Source organism: Bradyrhizobium sp. 63_E2_N1_3, assembly GCF_052076005.1.
In the GTDB taxonomy this organism is placed as follows: Bacteria; Pseudomonadota; Alphaproteobacteria; order Rhizobiales; family Xanthobacteraceae; genus Bradyrhizobium; species Bradyrhizobium barranii.
In genome coordinates this window covers 7,960,500-7,975,050 of the sequence record NZ_CP197235.1, presented here as the reverse complement: position 1 = coordinate 7,975,050, position 14,551 = coordinate 7,960,500, and the positions used below count along the sequence as shown (strand labels likewise).

Sequence of the window (14,551 nt, the reverse complement as noted above, 5' to 3'; positions counted from 1 at the left end):
AATGAGGTGCAGCATGCGACGACCATATGACCGCGGCCCCCTTAGTTCACCCCGGCTGGGGATGGAAATAGTCGAAAATCCTGCGGGCGCTCTCGGCGCTCACCCCCGGAACCTTGCCGAGATCGGCGATCGAGGCCCGCTCGATCTCCTTCAGGGTTCCGAAATGGTGCAGCAAGGCACGTTTGCGTGACGGGCCGATGCCCGGAATCTCCTGCAAACCGGCCTCGCGGATGTCCTTCTTGCGCAGCTTGCGGTGCGAGCCGATGACGAAGCGGTGGGCCTCGTCGCGCAGGCGCTGGATGAAATAAAGCACGGGATCGCGCGGCTCCAGCTTGATCGCCTCGCGCTCCGGCATGAACAGGGTTTCGCGGCCGGCATCCCGGTCCGGTCCCTTGGCGACCGACATCAGCGACACCTGGGTCAGGCCGAGATTCGTAAAGATCTCCCGGACGGCGTTGAGCTGGCCGCGACCGCCGTCGATGATCACGAGGTCGGGCCATTGCGGGAAGTCGTCGTCCTTGGCCTTGCCGGCGGCGTCCTCGGGCGGATTGATCAGGCGCTTGAAGCGGCGCTCCAGCACCTCTTTCATCATGCCATAATCGTCGCCCGGCGTGAGCCCTTCCGACTTGATGTTGAACTTGCGGTACTGGTTCTTCACGAAACCATCGGGCCCGGCGACGATCATGGCGCCGACCGCATTGGTGCCCTGGATGTGGCTGTTGTCGTAGACCTCGATGCGCTTGGGCGAATGCGGCAGGCTCAGCGTCGTGGCCATGGCGTCGAGCAGGCGGCTCTGTGTCGCGGTGTCCGCGAGCTTGCGGCCCAACGCCTCGCGCGCATTGGTCAGCGCGTGGGCGACCAGCTCCTTCTTCTCGCCGCGCTTGGGCGCCGTGACCTCGATCTTGTGGCCGGCCTTGATCGACAGCGCATTGGCGAGCAGCTCGCTTTCCTCGATCTCGTGCGAGAGCAGGATGTTCTTCGGCGGCGGCTTGTCGTCGTAGAACTGGGCGAGGAAGGACCCCAGCACTTCCTCCGGCGTATAGGTCTTCTCTGCGCGCGGGAAATAGGCGCGGTTGCCCCAGTTCTGTCCGGTGCGGAAGAAGAACACTTCGACGCAGGAGAAGCCGCCCTCCTGGTGGATGGCGAACACGTCGGCTTCTTCCACCGTGCGCGGATTGATGCCCTGCTGCGACTGGATCGCCGACAGCGCGGCGAGGCGGTCGCGGTAGAGTGCCGCGGTCTCGAATTCGAGCTCGCCGGAGGCCTTCTCCATCTCGCCGGCAAGCTCCTGCTTCACCGCTTGGCTCTTGCCGGAGAGGAAGTCTGTCGCCTCGCGCACCAGCGTCGTATAGCCGGGGAAATCGATCTCGCGGGTACAGGGGCCGGCGCAGCGACGGATCTGGTAGAGCAGGCAGGGCCGCGAGCGGCTCTCGAAGAAGGAATCGGTGCAGGAGCGGATCAGGAACGCGCGCTGCAAGGCGGTGATGGTGCGGTTGACCGCACCGGCGGAAGCGAACGGGCCGAAATAGCGGCCGGGCCGCGACTGCGCACCACGATGCTTGAGGATCTGCGGCGCCCAATGGTCGCCGGTGATCAGGATGTAGGGAAACGACTTGTCGTCGCGCAGCTGCACGTTGAAGCGCGGCCGGAGCTGCTTGATGAGATTGGCTTCCAGCAGCAGCGCTTCGGTCTCGGTGTTGGTCGAGACGATCTCCACGGTCACCGTGGCTGCGATCATGCGCAGGATGCGCGCCGGTTGCGGCGCGCTCTGGCGCGCATAGTTCGACAGGCGCTTTTTGACGTTCTTGGCCTTGCCGACATAGAGCACGTCGGCATTGGCGCTGAGCATGCGATAGACGCCCGGCGAGGTGGGCGCGAGGCGGACCGCGCGCTCGATCGCTTCATGGCCGGTCGCCAGCGGCTCTTCGCCGACCGCGCCGCTCTCCTCCAGGATGTCAGGCAGCAGCGCGTCGTCCTCGTCCTCGCCAGCGGTGGTGGCGGGATCGAGGTCCGGCGGCGCCAGGCTCTCCGGCGGGGCGTCGGCCGTCGTGCCGCGCGGAGATTTGCGCGCGCGTGCGTCGTCCGGATTGTCGGTGGAATCGTGAGCCATGATGCGAATTTAAGCGCTGGGGGTGCCGATTTGAAGTTCCAGCCTTGCGGCACACACAGGATGGCGGCGCGGTTCCGGGTAACACTTGCTTAAGCCTGTTAAGAGCGTGGTAACCCGGCTTAACAGGCCTTTAACTTAAAACTCTCGATAAATCTTACGCGAAAAAGAGGAGGTTCCGTAACCATGCGATTTTGCCTTGCGCGGCGGCGCAGGCATCGCGGGGGGCGGCCGTTGCGTTGGAGAGTACCGATGAGGGGGTTCGTTGTAGGCGCAGCCGTGTTGGTTGCAGCCGGCTGGACAGCTTCGGCAGAGGCCGCCGATCTCAATTACGGGCAGGGTGCGCCCTACACCGTCAATCAGCCGCTCAATGCCTATAGTTGGGCCGGTCCGTATCTCGGTGCCAATCTCGGCTATGAGTGGGGCTCGGTGAGTAACTCGCCCGTCAAGCCCTCCGGTTTCGTCGGCGGTGTACAGGCCGGCTACAATTTCCAGAACGGTCCATGGGTGTTCGGCGTCGAGGGCGATATCCAGGCCGCGGGCGCTGATGACACCTTCGCGCCGTGGAAGTTCTCCAACCCCTGGTTCGGCACGCTGCGCGGCCGTGCGGGCTATGCCTTCAGCAACGTGCTGTTCTACGGCACCGCCGGCCTCGCCTTCGGCGAACTGCGCGCGCAGACATTCGGCTGGACGGAGTCGCACACCACCGCAGGCTGGACCATCGGTGCCGGCGCGGAAGTCGGCTTCGCGCCGAACTGGAGCGCCAAGCTCGAATATCTCTACATCGATCTGTCGACGAGCCAGTTCGCAATTACCGGCGTGTCAAACGGCTATAGCGCCAGCGTTGTGCGCGCAGGCGTGAACTATCACTTCTGATAGTTGAAGAAGAAAATACCGGACAACAGCCTCCCGGCCGCTCGCGGCCGGGATTTTTTTCGCCAGGTGTTCGCTCGAAAACGCTCTAGGAGACGATGACCAAATTGACTGCCTTTGGTCCCTTCCCCTTCTTGTCCGGCTCGACTTCAAAAGTAATGCGCTGTCCTTCGGCGAGATCTTTCAGTCCCGCCCGCTCCACAGCAGTAATGTGCACGAAGACGTCGCGCCCGCCGTCGTCGGGCTTGATGAAACCGTAGCCGCGCTCGCCGTTAAAAAACTTGACCGTTCCCGTCATGGCCATCGGGAAACTCCCCCTCATTGCTCCTCCGTCGCGACGCAGACTCACGTCACGACATGACCGGGCCTTACGAAGCCCGGGAGCTGGCCATCCTTGGGCGGACCTTTCTTTCGGTCCGATCGGATCTTTCTTAGGCCTTCACTCCGCCGCAACCATTCGCGGAAGCGGAACGTAAAGCCAGTCACGGAAACAGCATAATACGGTTCTCTGCAGATTGACTACCGCTCCTGCATCTTTTTCCCAAGAATGCCGGGGTGTTACGGTCTCGGCACCTCTAATCGGAATCTGGCAGCTCCGCCCTGTCCGAGCGGTATCTCCAGCTCGGGCAGGATCGTCTTGAGCTCGCCATGCAGCGTGTACGGCGGATTGACGATCAACAATCCGGCGGAGGTGAGGGCGGCGCCATCAAGCTGCGGCGCGACACTGAATTCGAGACGCAGACATTTTCCTGGCGGTTTTGCTGCGGCTGCGAGCCGCGCCACTGATTGCACCAGCGTGTCGGTGGCGCGCCGGCTCTTGGCCGGATACCAGATTACATAGATACCGGTCGGCCATTTGGTGAAAGCCGCCGCGAAGGCGTCGCCGAGCTTTTCGAACTCGTCTTTCGCCTCGAACGGCGGGTCGATCAGCACGAGCCCGCGCCGTTCCTTCGGTGGCACGAAGGCCGGCAGCGCGACCCAGCCGTCGAGATCGACCACGCGCGCCTGTTCGTCGCGGCGCAGCACACCGATCAGCGCCTTGCGCGCCTTCGGCTCGAGCTCGCAGGCAACGAGGCGGTCCTGCGGCCGCAGCAGGCCGCGCGTGATCAGCGGCGAACCCGGATAGGCCTTGAGCTCGCCCTTCGGATTGTAGGCGCGAACGATGTCGAGATAGGGCTTGGCCAGCGCCACGGCGTCGTTCGACAGGCGCGCCTGCATCAGCCGCGCGATGCCGGTCAGCCATTCGCCGCTACGGCGCGCCTCGTCGCTTTCGAGATCGTAGAGGCCAGCGCCGGCATGGGTGTCGATGACACGGAATGCCCCCGGCTTGTCCTGGAGGTAAGTAATGATGCGCGCGAGCACGATGTGCTTGATGACATCGGCGAAGTTTCCGGCGTGGAAGGCGTGACGGTAGTTCATGAGACAGGACTACGCTACGTCACGGCTTGAGCAAAGCGGGATGCGCGCCTGTGCCGGCATGGGCCCCGAATCTGCAGCGCACCGCCGAACCGGCGCTGCGTCCGGGGCACAAACACTTGGACTAGCCACCTCTGATCGGCGGCATCGTCACCTGGTCGCGGCGGCAGGCGCGGCGCTCGATCTCCTCGCAGGCCCGGAATTGCAGGTCCTTGCTGAGGCAGATGCGGACCTCGGAGAGCCGGGTCCGATTGCAGGTGACCGAGATGGCCGCGTTGCTCAGGCCCGCATTGGCCTTGATGAAGGCTTCCTCCACCTCGCCCGGCGCCACGGTCTTGGCCTGCGACAGTTCGAGATATTCCGCCGGGATCTTGATCGCGGCGCGCGCCTTTCGGATCGTCTCGAAATAATTGCGGCTGTCGAGCCCGGAGCAGGTGCCGTGCTTGTCCCACTCGTTGAAGATCAGCCCCGGCGCCGGCATCAAATCGAGCATCGAAGAGACGATGTTGCGGTTCAGGCGTGGCGACGGCCGCTGGCAATATTCAGGGAAGCCATTCTCATATTGCGGCCACAGCCCGTGCACCACGAACGCGTAGGGCCGCCCGCTGCACTGCATCTGCGAGCGACCACCGCCGCCGCCGCCGCGGTTGCGCTCGGACGCCTCCTCGCAGAACGAGGGCGACCATGACAGCGACAGCACATAGAAGTCGAATTCGCCGGGCGCGTTCTGCCGTTTGTCCTGGGCCTTCGCGCCGCCCGGCAGCGCGACCAGCCCGGCGGCCAGAACCAGGGGGAGGGTCAGTGAGATCACGAGACGGGTGAACGAACGCAATCTAAAATGAAACATGGCGACGCCCCTCAACTAGACTGTGCAATCAGCCTAGCAGGCAACAAGAACATTTCAAGAACAAAATTCGGGCCGGCCCGTCAGGCGCCTGATCAGTCCGATTCAGGCCTTTCGATCGAGGCTCAGGGCCTGGCGGCGCGGCAGGACGGATTGTAGGCCCAGTTGCGGTCAAGCCCGACCACGCACCATTCCACACCATTGCCGTAGCCGGAGAAGCCGCCATCCTCGATGATCGAGAAATGCACCTTGCGCACCTTGCCGTCATTGAGCATGGCGTCGCCGGTGCAATAGCGGCGCGGAATGTTGTCGGACTGCCAGGGCCGGAACGCGATCTCGTGAACGGCGGCGAAGCCGGTGATCTTCAACGAGGAATTCCAGAACGAGCTTTCCTTCTCCCAGAACTGGGTGGCGATGGTCGGCAGCGCCCTCTCGCAATCGACGACGGCGCCGTCATAGCGCGGCCCGTTCAGCCAGAAGTTCAGCTCCAGCGGATTGGCGGCCCTGGCCTCACCGAGCGACAGCGCTCCGAACATGAGGCCAAGCAAGGTGGCAAAGCGGAGCGATTTCAGGGGGAGGGCGCGCATGGGCAATCCGGACAGCTGGGTCTTGCGAAGGATGGACGGTGCCGCGAAGGCCGGGGCAGGTCAAGTGCAGCGCGGCAACACTTGGCCAAGAGTTGACCCCAACCTCGCAGCCGGCGGGGCATCAGTTCTTTTCATGGACCTCCCGGCACCGTAAACTGGCGCCAACCAATTGGAGTGACGGGAATGCGAATCATTGCGGCCGCGGGCTTTCTTGCCCTGGGTATGATGGCCAGCCAGTCGGCACGCGCCGATCTCCTTCCGGTGCCTCCGTTCAAGGGCAACGACACCGGCGGCATCATCGCTTATTCGCTGGCGACCCAGGCGGATGCGCGGCAGGTCGCGGTCGATCACTGCGCGCGCTACGGCAAGGTCGTGAAATTCCTCGCGGTGCAGGCCTTTGAGGGCGGCTACATCTCGTTCTCCTGCCGTTGGGTGCCCTATGGCGCTGCCCAACAGCCGATCCGCACGCTGTACTGAGGCGCTTTCGGAACGTCGGGAGCTTCCACATGACGCGCAAGCTCGCTTTGCTCGGCTCGGCCCTTTGTCTTGTGGTGTCGGCAGGCAGCGCCAGCGCCGACGATCTGCCGGTGCGCAAGGCCGGTCTCTGGGAAATGAAGATGGTCAGGACCGGCACGCCCATGCCCGAGATGACCATGCAGCACTGCACCGACGAGACCGTCGACAAGGAGATGAACAACAACGTCTCCCCGATGGCCAAGCAGATCTGCGCCAAGCAGGACATCAAGAAGACCGCGACCGGCTATGTCAGCGATTCCGAGTGCAACGTCGCCGGCATCAGCACGACCTCGCATGCCGAGATCACCGGCGATTTCAACTCGGCCTATACGGTGAAGACCTCGTCGCACGCGCAAGGCGGCGCCGCCGGCGCAGCAGGCCGCGACACCACGATGCAGCTCGAAGCCAAGTGGCTGGGGGCCTGCAAGCCCGACCAGAAGCCCGGTGACATCGTGATGCCCGGCGGCTTCAAGATGAACGTGCGCGACATGGACAAGCTGAAGGCGCTGTTGCCGAAGTAGGTTTGTCTTCCCTCTCCCCTTGTGGGAGAGGGTGGCTCGCCGCGTAGCGGCGAGACGGGTGAGGGGTCTCCGCGCGTGACTCTCTTACTTCTGAATTCGCGGAAACAACCCCTCATCCGGCGCTTCGCGCCACCTTCTCCCACAAGGGGCCTGTTGCGTAATTCGTCAATTGTGATTCCCTAGGGCAAAGCCTTGGAGGGTAGCGATGGCGGTCAAGCGGACGGGACAGCCGAGCTTTGTGGAAGCGCTGATGCCGAAGGGGGCCGGCGCCAATGCGGCGCTGGATCGGCTGGCTGGCCTGGTCAAGTGGTACCGGTTCGAGAAGCTGATCGGCCATTTGCGGGATGAAGGGAGCCCCGGTCGACCAGGCTATCCGGTGCTGGTGCTGTTTCGTGCTGTGCTGTTGCAGTCGCTGTATGGTCTTTCGGAGCGCGAACTCGAGGAAGCGCTGGGCGACCGGTTGTCGTTCAAGCGCTTCGTCGGTTTGAGCCTTGAGGATGCGACGCCCGACCATACGGTCCTGAACCGCTTTCGGAACCAGCTTGTCGAACAAGGCCTGCTGGAGAAGCTGTTTGGTGAGCTGGATCGTCAGCTTGAGAATGCCGGCGTCATCCTCAAGCGCGGCACGATGCTGGATGCGACCTTGATCCAGGCGGTGTCGGCTCCTCCGAAGGAGGATCGCCCCTCAAACGATCCCGACGCCCGCTTCACCAAGCGGCAAGGCAAGAGCGGCACGACGTTCGGTTACAAGGCCCATGTCGGTGTCGACGAAGGATCCGGCTTGATCCGCACGGTACTGACCACACCGGCCAACATCAACGACACGACACCGGCGGACGCTTTGATCCGCGGCGATGAAGCTGCGGTGTGGGCCGATGCGGCTTACGACACCCATGCCCGACGGGCCCGGCTGAAGGCGGAGGGCAAGAAACCCCGCATTGCTCGTCGGCCCAACCGGCATCACCCGGAGTTGCCGCCGAGGCTCAAACGCTACAACCTCCTCATCGCGCGCCGCCGAGCCCAGGTCGAGACCACCTTCGCTACTCTCAAACGCCGCATGCGGCTGACCTGCATCCGCTACGTCGGTCTGATCAAGGCGACCGGGCAAGTTCTGCTCGCCTCAATCGCCTTCAACATGAGGCGGTGGGCCACGATCGCCGCGTGAGCTGCCCGCTGAGGGCAACAACTACAGATCTTCGCAGGCATTGCCAGGACCAAGGCCTTCTCTCCTGACGTCTTCAGCCTCAAAAGCCGATAACGCAACAGGCCCACAAGGGGAGAAGGAAGAGCAAAGCTACACCGGTATCCTGACGCTCGCCCTTAATCCCCCCATCGGGCTGTCGCCGAGGGTGATGTCGCCGCCATGCGAGCGCGCGATGTCGCGGGCGATGGCTAGCCCCAAGCCCGTGCCGCCTTCGTCCTGGTTGCGGGCGTTGTCGAGACGGAGGAACGGCTTGAACACCTCTTCGCGCAAGTGCGCGGGAATGCCGGGGCCGTCGTCCTCGACCGTGACGGTCAAATAACGGTGATCGCGCTGGCCGCTGATGGCGATGCTCTTGCCGTAGCGCGCCGCGTTGGTGACGAGGTTGGCGAGGCAGCGCTTGAACGAGGCCGGCTTCACGGTCACCACGGGCAGGCCGTGGAACGCGACGGTCGCGGTGTGGCCGTGGCGCTCGGCGTCGCTGCGCAGTTCCTCGAGCGCCTGCGCCATGTCGGTCGGCTGCGATTGCTCGCCGGAATCGCCGCGGGCAAATGCAAGGTAGTCCTCCAGCATCATCGACATCTCGTCGACGTCCTTGCGCATGCCTTCGAGCTCTGGGTTGTCGCCAATCAGCGCCAGCTCGAGCTTGAACCGGGTCAGGATGGTGCGCAGATCGTGGCTGACGCCGGCTAGCATCGCGGTGCGCTGCTCCATCGTGCGCTCGATGCGTGACTTCATCTCGAGGAAGGCGACCGCCGCGCGCCGTACCTCGCGCGCGCCGCGCGGCCTGAAGTTCGGCGCCTCGCGGCCCTTGCCGAAACTTTCGGCGGCGTCCGCCAGCCGCAGGATCGGTTTGATCTGGTTGCGTAGGAACAGCACCGCGACGATCAGGAGGATCGAGGACGTGCCGACCATCCAGAACAGGAAGATCTCCGAGTTCGAGGCATAGGCGGCGCTACGCTGCGCGAACACGCGCATCACGGCATCGTCGAGCTGGATGCGGATCTCGACGAGGTTGGAGCGGCCGACGGTGTCGATCCAGAACGAGCGTCCGATCTGGCGGCCGAGTTGCACCGACAGCGTCTGGTCGAGCAGCGAGAAGAACGGCTTTGGCCCCGGCGGCGGCATGTCACCGGCAGGCAGGAAGTCCACCACGAGGCCGAGGCGCTGCTGGGCGATGCGGCGGATCTCGTTGCGGTCCTTGTCCTGCGGATAGCCCTTGTAGACGTCGATCAGCGCGGCGATGTCCTGCACGACGGCAGCCGACAGGCGGCGCGTCACCGTGTTCCAGTGCCGCTCCATGAACACGAAGGCGACGACCGATTGCAGGATCACCATCGGTACGATCATGATGAGGAGCGCGCGCGCATAGAGGCCGGTCGGCATCCAGCCCTTGAACGCGTTGCCCATCCAGCCATTGGCGGCAGAGACGCGGCCGGCGGCGCTCTTCAACAGCGTCAGGCCGGTATCGATCGTGCTCATCGGTCGCGCTTCACTGCTTTATGGCGAGGCCACCAGGCGGTAGCCGATGCCGCGCACCGCCTGGAGGAACAGCGGATTGGCGGGGTCGGTCTCGATCTTGCGCCTGAGGCGGTTGATCTGCACGTCGACGGCGCGCTCGTTGACGCTGCCATTGCCGGTGAGCGCGCTGCGCGGCACGGTCTCGCCCGGGGTCTCCGAGAGAATCCGCAGCATCTCGCGCTCGCGGTCGGTGAGGTGAATGACTTCCTCGCCCTGGCGCAGCTCGCCGCGATCGAGATGGTAGACGTAAGGGCCGAACGCGATCTTCTCCACCGCGGCGGTTTGCGGCGGCGGTGCGGCGCGCTTGAGGATGTTGTTGATGCGCAGCGCAAGCTCGCGCGGCTCGAACGGTTTTGCCACGTAATCGTCGGCCCCGATCTGCAGGCCCTCGATGCGGGCTTCGGCCTCGTGCCGCGCCGTCAGCATCACGATCGGCACCGAGGATGAGGTCCGGATGAAGCGGGCGAGATCGAAGCCGGTCTCGCCGGGCATCATGACGTCGAGGATCAGGAGATCGAAATGCAGGCCCATGAGCTTCGAGCGTGCATCGCCGGCGCTTGCGGCGGTGGTGACGCGATAACCTTCGCTGGCGAGGAAGCGCGACAACAGATCGCGGATGCGGCGGTCGTCGTCGACCAGCAGCAGATGCGGCGCATCGTCGGCCGGTTCTACCGGCGGGCGGGCGAGCGTGGCAGCGAACGGCACGTTCACTCCTTTCCGTCCTGATTGACGTTGGCGAAGATCGTCTCCAGCACCTTGTCCGGATCGTCGCGGTCGATCATCGCGCGCAGGAAACGCTTGACGGTATCGGCATCCTGCGGCGCCAGCTCGGCGAGCGCCTTGGTGATCCGCGTGGTCTGGAGCCCGGCGAGCTTCTGCACCAGCGCCTCGCCCTTCGGCGTCGCGTAGAGCAGGCGCTGGCGGCGGTCATTGTCGCCGGTCTTCTGCACGATATAGCCCTCGTCCAGGAGCTGCTTGAGCACGCGGCCGAGCGACTGCTTGGTGATGCGCAGGACATCGAGCAGGTCGGCGACCTTGAGGCCGGGATAACGATAGACGAAATGCATGACCCGGTGGTGGGCCCGGCCGAAGCCGAAAGCCTCCAGCTCCTGGTCGGGATCGCCGACGAAATCACGATAGGCGAAGAACAGCAGTTCGATGATATCCCAGCGCAAATTGCCTCCATCGCCTGCGGCCGGCCGCGGCTCGGCTGCGTCTTGAGAGGGAGTTGCGAAATTTATGTCAGGCATATTGACGTATCTTGGGTTCAATGTTACAAAACGATCAGCCCGCACGAAATTTTAGATCGCTTCGCGTCGGGTGGCAGTTCTAGGAGCGGCCGGAGAGAGCCGGACAGGCGGCGACGGCCGAAGCAGATCTACCGTGCGATTGTCGAGCGGCATTTCGGCAAAACATACTGGACTTCCGCCTTCCGCAAAAGCATGTCCTCGGCGACATGCTGGCCACGGAAACCGGCCGTAACAAGGCTGGCGGCGGTCCAGCCACAACCTAATCAAGCCAGCCGGGCCCAAACAGGGCAGGCGGGCGCCAGAACAGCGCCGCTACCGGCAGCGGGAGGCAAGGACATGAGTATGAAATTCGACATCCAGCCCGCATCCAATCCGACATCCGAGAAGGACCGCGTCGCCAAGCTGGTGGATCCCGGCTTCGGTCGGGTTTTCACCGATCACATGGCGATCGTCCGCTACAACCAGGCCAAGGGCGGCTGGTACGAAGCACGCATCGAGGCGCGCGCCAACTTCCAGCTCGATCCGGCCGGCGCGGTCCTGCACTACGCGCAGGAAATCTTCGAAGGCCTCAAGGCCTACAAGCGTGACGACGGCGGCGTGAACCTGTTCCGCCCCGACGCCAATGCGCGGCGCTTCAAGGACTCCGCCGACCGCATGGCGATGGCGCAGCTGCCCGAGGACGTCTTCATCGAGGCGGTCGAGCAGGTCGTGCGCATCGATCGCGCCTGGATGCCGGGCGGCGAGGGCAGCCTTTATCTGCGCCCCTTCATGATCGCGAGCGAGACCTTCCTCGGCGTCAAGCCGTCGTCCGAATACATCTTCGCGGTGATCGCTTCGCCGGTTGGCTCCTATTTCAAGGGCGGACCTGCGCCGGTCTCGATCTGGGTCTCGGAGAACTACACCCGTGCCGCGATCGGCGGCACCGGCGCCGTCAAGTGCGGCGGCAATTATGCCGCGAGCCTGCGTGCGCAGGCCGAAGCGATCCAGCACGGTTGCGATCAGGTCGTCTTCCTCGACGCGGTCGAGCGCCGCTACATCGAGGAGCTCGGCGGCATGAACGTCTTCTTCGTGTTCGAGGACGGCTCGCTCTCGACGCCGCCGCTCGGCACGATCCTGCCCGGCATCACCCGCGACTCCATCATCGCGCTCGCGAAGGATGCCGGCAAGACGGTGCGCGAGGAGCCGTACTCGCTCGACCAGTGGCGCAAGGATGCGGCGAGCGGCAAGCTGAAGGAAGCGTTCGCCTGCGGCACCGCTGCCGTGATCTCGCCGATCGGCAAGGTGCGCTCGGTGAGCGGCGATTTCGAGATCAGCGGCGGCGCCGCCGGCCCCGTCGCCACAGGCCTGCGCAAGCAGCTCATCGACATCCAGTACGGCCGCACCAACGATCCGCACAACTGGATCCGCAAGGTGTTTTGATCGACGGCGATTACGTTTCCCCTCTCGCACAAGGGAGAGGGGAAACGCGCAACGTTTGTGGCTTATTGCGCACTGAACGTGCTGCTGCCGACACGCGACAAAGCCAGGAGACATCGAAGCATCCTGGACATCGCGAACATGGCAACAAAACTCTCCCAGCCCATGAAATGGGTCGTTCTCGCCGCAATCACCGGCGTCAGCGTTCTCGGCATCCTGACCATCGGGCCCATGCCGGAGGTCGTCGCACAAGACCGCTCGCCGATCGTCGACGTGCGCACCACCGATCCCGAGATGAACACCGCGATCGCGCGCGCTCGCGGCACGCTTCCCACCTTCTGGGCGTCCTATGACGCGCCAAAGCCGTCGGAGACCGGGCACGCCTTGAAGGTGCGCTTTTCGACCCGCAGGGGCGGAGAGCATATCTGGATCGGCGACGTGAAGAAGCTGCCGAACGGTACCTATTCGGGCCTCTTCGCCAACGAGCCGCGCGATCTGCCGGGCAAGCGGGCCGGCGACGCGGTCAAGTTCAGCGAAGCCGACATTTCAGACTGGATGTTCATGCGCAACGGCAAGATCGTCGGCGGCGAAACCATCAAGCCGACGCTGAAGTCGCTGCCAAAGGCGGACGCCGATGCCCTGAGGGCGCGGATGGAGCAGCCGTAGATTCTCTTCCCCTCTCCCCGCAAGCGGGGCGAGGTAAAGCGAACTTCGGTTGCCGCACCGCGCGTCGGCTGGTAAACGCCGCGCATGGCCGAGAAACCCAAAAAACCCCAGAAACTGAAGGCGCGCCTGCCGCGCGGGCTCGAGGATCGCGACCCCACCGCGATCCGGGCGACGCGCGAGATGGTCGAGAAGATCCGCGCCGTCTACGAGCTCTACGGGTTCGAGCCCGTGGAAACGCCGGCGATGGAATACACCGATGCGCTCGGCAAGTTCCTGCCCGACCAGGACCGTCCGAACGAGGGCGTGTTCTCGTTCCAGGACGATGACGAGCAGTGGATCAGCTTGCGCTACGATTTGACCGCGCCACTCGCCCGCTATGTCGGCGAGCGATACGGCACCGACGGTCTGGTCCTGCCCTACCGCAGCTACCGCGTCGGCTACGTGTTCCGCAACGAGAAGCCCGGCCCCGGCCGCTTCCGCCAGTTCATGCAGTTCGATGCCGACACGGTCGGCTCGGCGACGCCGGCGGCGGATGCCGAGATCTGCATGATGGCCGCGGACACGATGGAGGCGCTCGGTATTGCGCGCGGCTCCTATGTCGTGAAGGTCAACAACCGCAAAGTGCTCGACGGCGTTCTGGAAGCCATCGGGCTCGGCGGTGACGAGAATGCCGCGCGCAGACTGACTGTGCTGCGCGCGATCGACAAGCTCGACAAGTTTTCCGCCGACGAAGTGCGCAAGCTGCTCGGTCCCGGACGATGGGATGGCGGCGAAGAAGGCAAGGGCGACTTCACGAAAGGCGCCAATTTGAGCGAAGCTGAGGCCGACGTCGTTCTCGCCATCACCAAACCGCGCGACGATTGGAAAGAGGCCGTCGCCGCGGCGGAAACTTACCTCGCCAAGAGCGAGATTGGTCAGGCCGGCGTGAGCGAGCTGGAAGAGATTGCCAAGCTGGTGACAGCGTCGGGTTATGGCGCGGACCGCATCAAAATCGATCCCTCCGTCGTGCGCGGCCTCGAATATTACACCGGCCCCGTCTATGAGGTTGAACTGCTGCTCGAGACCAAGGACGAGAAGGGCCGGCCCGTGCGGTTCGGCTCCGTCGGCGGCGGCGGACGTTACGACGGACTCGTTTCGCGCTTCCGCGGTGAGCCAGTGCCGGCGACCGGGTTCTCGATCGGCGTGTCCAGGCTCCAGGCCGCGCTGACGCTGCTCGGCAAGCTCGACACGCGGCCCGAATTCGGCCCCGTCGTCGTCACCGTGTTCGATCGCGACCGCGTCGCGGACTATCAGAAAATGGTGGCGTCCTTGCGCGCTGCCGGCATCCGCGCCGAGCTCTATCTCGGCAATCCCAAGAACATGGGCAACCAGCTCAAATATGCCGACCGCCGCAACTCACCTTGCGTGATCATCCAGGGCTCGGATGAAAAGGCGCGCGGCGAGCTGCAGATCAAGGATCTGATCGAAGGCGCCAAGGCCGCTGCCGCCATCGCCTCCAACCAGGAGTGGCGCGAGAGCCGTCCGGCGCAGTTCTCGTGCAGCGAAGCCGACCTCGTCGCCAAGGTGCGCGAAGTCCTGGGCCGCCATGACGTAAAGTGGGGATAGCCATTCCGGAAGGCCGTCACGCCCGGGC

The 14,551-nt window shown here is 64.3% G+C and carries 15 protein-coding genes; 7 read left to right on the top strand and 8 right to left on the bottom strand.

From position 1 onward, the window contains the following. Positions 1-46 precede the first annotated feature (46 nt). A complete protein-coding gene (uvrC, locus tag AB7531_RS37885) occupies positions 47-2,110 on the bottom strand; it encodes an excinuclease ABC subunit UvrC (RefSeq protein WP_085403343.1) in 2,064 nt (687 codons plus the stop codon). Positions 2,111-2,359: 249 nt separating this feature from the next. On the opposite strand from uvrC, the gene AB7531_RS37880 reads away from it, so the two are divergent. Then, entirely contained in the window at positions 2,360-2,983 is a 624-nt protein-coding gene (locus tag AB7531_RS37880; protein ID WP_014491976.1) for an outer membrane protein, read from the top strand. A gap of 85 nt (positions 2,984-3,068) precedes the next feature. Here the strand turns inward: AB7531_RS37880 and AB7531_RS37875 are convergent, their stop codons facing one another. From AB7531_RS37875 to AB7531_RS37860, 4 genes are all read right to left on the bottom strand, one after another. Beyond that, positions 3,069-3,284, bottom strand: a complete 216-nt coding sequence (locus AB7531_RS37875; RefSeq protein WP_063986700.1) for a cold-shock protein — start codon at positions 3,282-3,284, stop codon at positions 3,069-3,071. A gap of 254 nt (positions 3,285-3,538) precedes the next feature. Beyond that, positions 3,539-4,399 carry a 23S rRNA (adenine(2030)-N(6))-methyltransferase RlmJ gene (locus tag AB7531_RS37870; RefSeq protein WP_063985579.1) on the bottom strand — a complete coding sequence of 287 codons (861 nt, stop codon included), beginning with the start codon at positions 4,397-4,399 and terminating at the stop codon, positions 3,539-3,541. Positions 4,400-4,520: 121 nt separating this feature from the next. Beyond that, on the bottom strand, positions 4,521-5,243 hold the full coding sequence (locus tag AB7531_RS37865; protein ID WP_063985578.1) for a ribonuclease T2 family protein: 723 nt from the start codon (positions 5,241-5,243) through the stop codon (positions 4,521-4,523). A 122-nt stretch (positions 5,244-5,365) separates the two neighbouring features. After that, positions 5,366-5,827, bottom strand: coding sequence for a hypothetical protein (locus tag AB7531_RS37860; protein WP_063985577.1), 462 nt, complete (start codon positions 5,825-5,827; stop codon positions 5,366-5,368). Between the two features lie 183 nt (positions 5,828-6,010). On the opposite strand from AB7531_RS37860, the gene AB7531_RS37855 reads away from it, so the two are divergent. From AB7531_RS37855 to AB7531_RS37845, 3 genes are all read left to right on the top strand, one after another. Then, a complete protein-coding gene (locus AB7531_RS37855) occupies positions 6,011-6,304 on the top strand; it encodes a hypothetical protein (RefSeq protein WP_063985576.1) in 294 nt (97 codons plus the stop codon). A 29-nt stretch (positions 6,305-6,333) separates the two neighbouring features. Then, the gene (locus AB7531_RS37850; RefSeq protein WP_063985575.1) at positions 6,334-6,864 is read left to right on the top strand and encodes a DUF3617 domain-containing protein; all 531 of its coding nucleotides are present in this window, start codon (positions 6,334-6,336) and stop codon (positions 6,862-6,864) included. A gap of 205 nt (positions 6,865-7,069) precedes the next feature. After that, positions 7,070-8,029, top strand: a complete 960-nt coding sequence (locus AB7531_RS37845; RefSeq protein WP_166348444.1) for an IS5 family transposase — start codon at positions 7,070-7,072, stop codon at positions 8,027-8,029. 129 nt (positions 8,030-8,158) lie between these two features. Here the strand turns inward: AB7531_RS37845 and AB7531_RS37840 are convergent, their stop codons facing one another. From AB7531_RS37840 to AB7531_RS37830, 3 genes are read right to left on the bottom strand one after another with little or no spacing between them, the layout of a single operon-like run. After that, entirely contained in the window at positions 8,159-9,547 is a 1,389-nt protein-coding gene (locus tag AB7531_RS37840) for an ATP-binding protein (RefSeq protein ID WP_063985574.1), read from the bottom strand. Between the two features lie 18 nt (positions 9,548-9,565). Beyond that, complete coding sequence (locus tag AB7531_RS37835) at positions 9,566-10,297, bottom strand: response regulator (RefSeq protein WP_028169830.1); 732 nt, start codon at positions 10,295-10,297, stop codon at positions 9,566-9,568. Continuing rightward, complete coding sequence (locus AB7531_RS37830) at positions 10,294-10,836, bottom strand: MarR family winged helix-turn-helix transcriptional regulator (protein ID WP_063985573.1); 543 nt, start codon at positions 10,834-10,836, stop codon at positions 10,294-10,296. Before AB7531_RS37830 ends, AB7531_RS37835 begins: the two co-directional genes overlap by 4 nt. Positions 10,837-11,172: 336 nt before the next feature. Between AB7531_RS37830 and AB7531_RS37825 the strand changes: the two genes are divergently transcribed. The 3 genes from AB7531_RS37825 to hisS all read left to right on the top strand — a co-directional run bounded on the left by AB7531_RS37825 (position 11,173) and on the right by hisS (position 14,523). Further along, positions 11,173-12,255, top strand: a complete 1,083-nt coding sequence (locus AB7531_RS37825) for a branched-chain amino acid aminotransferase (protein ID WP_063985572.1) — start codon at positions 11,173-11,175, stop codon at positions 12,253-12,255. Between the two features lie 138 nt (positions 12,256-12,393). Next, positions 12,394-12,918: a YegJ family protein gene (locus AB7531_RS37820; RefSeq protein WP_063986699.1), complete on the top strand. Its 525-nt coding sequence runs from the start codon at positions 12,394-12,396 to the stop codon at positions 12,916-12,918. 84 nt (positions 12,919-13,002) lie between these two features. Then, positions 13,003-14,523, top strand: coding sequence for a histidine--tRNA ligase (gene hisS, locus AB7531_RS37815; RefSeq protein WP_063985571.1), 1,521 nt, complete (start codon positions 13,003-13,005; stop codon positions 14,521-14,523). The last annotated feature ends 28 nt before the right edge of the window (positions 14,524-14,551 follow it).

Bases quoted from the DNA above. Each gene is read 5' to 3' on its own strand.
- AB7531_RS37855 (WP_063985576.1), top strand. From the start codon at position 6,011: ATGCGAATCATTGCGGCCGCGGGCTTTCTTGCCCTGGGTATGATGGCC.
- AB7531_RS37850 (WP_063985575.1), top strand. From the start codon at position 6,334: ATGACGCGCAAGCTCGCTTTGCTCGGCTCGGCCCTTTGTCTTGTGGTG.
- uvrC (WP_085403343.1), bottom strand. From the start codon at position 2,110: ATGGCTCACGATTCCACCGACAATCCGGACGACGCACGCGCGCGCAAA.
- AB7531_RS37865 (WP_063985578.1), bottom strand. From the start codon at position 5,243: ATGTTTCATTTTAGATTGCGTTCGTTCACCCGTCTCGTGATCTCACTG.
- AB7531_RS37845 (WP_166348444.1), top strand. From the start codon at position 7,070: ATGGCGGTCAAGCGGACGGGACAGCCGAGCTTTGTGGAAGCGCTGATG.
- AB7531_RS37880 (WP_014491976.1), top strand. From the start codon at position 2,360: ATGAGGGGGTTCGTTGTAGGCGCAGCCGTGTTGGTTGCAGCCGGCTGG.
- AB7531_RS37875 (WP_063986700.1), bottom strand. From the start codon at position 3,284: ATGGCCATGACGGGAACGGTCAAGTTTTTTAACGGCGAGCGCGGCTAC.
- AB7531_RS37840 (WP_063985574.1), bottom strand. From the start codon at position 9,547: ATGAGCACGATCGATACCGGCCTGACGCTGTTGAAGAGCGCCGCCGGC.
- AB7531_RS37870 (WP_063985579.1), bottom strand. From the start codon at position 4,399: ATGAACTACCGTCACGCCTTCCACGCCGGAAACTTCGCCGATGTCATC.
- AB7531_RS37830 (WP_063985573.1), bottom strand. From the start codon at position 10,836: ATGCCTGACATAAATTTCGCAACTCCCTCTCAAGACGCAGCCGAGCCG.
- AB7531_RS37860 (WP_063985577.1), bottom strand. From the start codon at position 5,827: ATGCGCGCCCTCCCCCTGAAATCGCTCCGCTTTGCCACCTTGCTTGGC.
- AB7531_RS37820 (WP_063986699.1), top strand. From the start codon at position 12,394: ATGGCAACAAAACTCTCCCAGCCCATGAAATGGGTCGTTCTCGCCGCA.
- hisS (WP_063985571.1), top strand. From the start codon at position 13,003: ATGGCCGAGAAACCCAAAAAACCCCAGAAACTGAAGGCGCGCCTGCCG.
- AB7531_RS37825 (WP_063985572.1), top strand. From the start codon at position 11,173: ATGAGTATGAAATTCGACATCCAGCCCGCATCCAATCCGACATCCGAG.